The 2,500-nt window shown below is 49.6% G+C and carries 1 tRNA gene and 2 rRNA genes (1 of these 3 cut by a window edge); all 3 read right to left on the bottom strand.

From position 1 onward, the window contains the following. Positions 1 to 565: ribosomal RNA gene (locus tag AABI20_RS07505) — 23S ribosomal RNA — on the bottom strand; it reaches 2,343 nt to the left of the window's first position. A gap of 191 nt (positions 566 to 756) precedes the next feature. Beyond that, positions 757 to 829 (bottom strand) — tRNA-Ala (locus AABI20_RS07500). A 96-nt stretch (positions 830 to 925) separates the two neighbouring features. Beyond that, positions 926 to 2,476 (bottom strand): 16S ribosomal RNA (locus AABI20_RS07495). Together the 16S and 23S rRNA genes with 1 tRNA gene alongside form the textbook arrangement of a ribosomal RNA operon. Between the last annotated feature and the right edge of the window lie 24 nt (positions 2,477 to 2,500).

Raw genomic sequence — 2,500 nt, 5'->3', positions numbered from 1 at the left:
TAGGCGTCGTGGTTTCAGGAACTATTTCACTCCCCTTCCGGGGTGCTTTTCACCTTTCCCTCACGGTACTGGTTCACTATCGGTCACTAGGGAGTATTTAGCCTTACGGGATGGTCCCCGCGGATTCCGACCGGATTTCACGTGTCCGGCCGTACTCAGGATCCTGTCTAGAGGACAGAAGCTTTCGGTTACGGGGTTATCACCCTCTTTGACAACGCTTCCCAACGTTTTCACCTAACTTCTATCTTGGTAACTCAACGACAGTCCTACAACCCCAGCATGCAAGCACACTGGTTTGGGCTTTTCCCGTTTCGCTCGCCGCTACTCAGGGAATCGATTTTTCTTTCTGCTCCTGCTGCTAATGAGATGTTTCAGTTCACAGCGTATTCCTTCTCATATCCTATGTATTCAGATATGGATAGCACTTCTATGTGCTGGGTTTCCCCATTCGGAAATCTCTGGGTCATAGCGTACTTACCGCTCACCAAAGCTTATCGTAGTTAGTCACGTCCTTCATCGGCTCCTAGTGCCAAGGCATCCACCACGCGCCCTTATTCACTTAACCACAACTTTATTAGTTGGATCAGTTTTATGAGTTGGTCTTTAAAGACCTGCGATTAAACCGTTCTTTTTAAAGAACTTGTGTTGTTTCTCGGTTCATTTAGATGATTCACCTCTGAATCATTTTAAAAGAATTTCTTGATTATTCAGTTTTCAATGTACTAGCTTTTGGCCAAAAGGCTTTCTTCTGGCCAATGGAGAATAGCGGGATCGAACCGCTGACCCCCTGCTTGCAAAGCAGGTGCTCTCCCAGCTGAGCTAATCCCCCATACGCTGGTTGTGCTTCACGCACTCAAAACTAAACAAAACTTTGACACAAATCAAATTGACACTTAAGTCCCTGTAACGCTCCGATTATCCTTAGAAAGGAGGTGATCCAGCCGCAGGTTCTCCTACGGCTACCTTGTTACGACTTCACCCCAGTCATCTGTCCTGCCTTAGACGGCTCCTCCCTAAAAGGTTAGGCCACCGGCTTTGGGCATTACAAACTCCCATGGTGTGACGGGCGGTGTGTACAAGACCCGGGAACGTATTCACCGCGGCATGCTGATCCGCGATTACTAGCGATTCCGACTTCATGTAGTCGAGTTGCAGACTACAATCCGAACTGAGACGTACTTTAAGAGATTCGCTTACCCTCGCGAGTTCGCTGCTCGTTGTATACGCCATTGTAGCACGTGTGTAGCCCAGGTCATAAGGGGCATGATGACCTGACGTCGTCCCCGCCTTCCTCCGGTTTGTCACCGGCAGTCTGTCTAGAGTGCCCAACTGAATGCTGGCAACTAAACATAAGGGTTGCGCTCGTTGCGGGACTTAACCCAACATCTCACGACACGAGCTGACGACGGCCATGCACCACCTGTCACTTTGTTTCCGAAGAAAACAGCACTATCTCTAGTACCTTCAAAGGATGTCAAGACCTGGTAAGGTTCTTCGCGTTGCTTCGAATTAAACCACATGCTCCACCGCTTGTGCGGGTCCCCGTCAATTCCTTTGAGTTTCAACCTTGCGGTCGTACTCCCCAGGCGGAACACTTAATGCGTTAGCTTCGGCACTAAAGGGCGGAAACCCTCTAACACCTAGTGTTCATCGTTTACGGTGTGGACTACCAGGGTATCTAATCCTGTTTGCTACCCACACTTTCGAGCCTCAACGTCAGTTGCAGTCCAGTAAGCCGCCTTCGCCACTGGTGTTCTTCCATATATCTACGCATTCCACCGCTACACATGGAGTTCCACTTACCTCTACTGCACTCAAGTTCGACAGTTTCCAAAGCACTTCCACAGTTGAGCTGTGGGCTTTCACTTCAGACTTATCGAACCGTCTGCGCTCGCTTTACGCCCAATAAATCCGGATAACGCTCGGGACATACGTATTACCGCGGCTGCTGGCACGTATTTAGCCGTCCCTTTCTGGTATGGTACCGTCATGTAAAGGTCATTTCCTACCCTTACCGTTCTTCCCATACAACAGTGCTTTACGACCCGAAAGCCTTCATCACACACGCGGCGTTGCTCCATCAGGCTTGCGCCCATTGTGGAAGATTCCCTACTGCAGCCTCCCGTAGGAGTTTGGGCCGTGTCTCAGTCCCAATGTGGCCGGTCAGTCTCTCAACTCGGCTATGCATCATCGTCTTGGTGGGCCTTTACCCCACCAACTAACTAATGCACCGCGAATCCATCAAAAAGTGGTCCAAACGGACCTTTTAACGTTTTGTCATGCGACAGCACGTTTTATACGGTATTAGCATCTGTTTCCAAATGTTATCCCCTGCTTTTCGGTAGGTTATTCACGTGTTACTCACCCGTTCGCCACTCGCTTGAAGAGTGCAAGCACTCTTCGCTGCGCGTTCGACTTGCATGTATTAGGCACGCCGCCAGCGTTCATCCTGAGCCAGGATCAAACTCTCATGTTAAAAGTTTGAAGATTGCTCTTCGAT

It is taken from the genome of Fructobacillus cardui (genome assembly GCF_963580785.1).
GTDB lineage: Bacteria > Bacillota > Bacilli > Lactobacillales > Lactobacillaceae > Fructobacillus > Fructobacillus cardui.
Note: the sequence above shows the minus strand (reverse complement) of the source record. Positions and strands in the feature narration are given on the sequence as shown.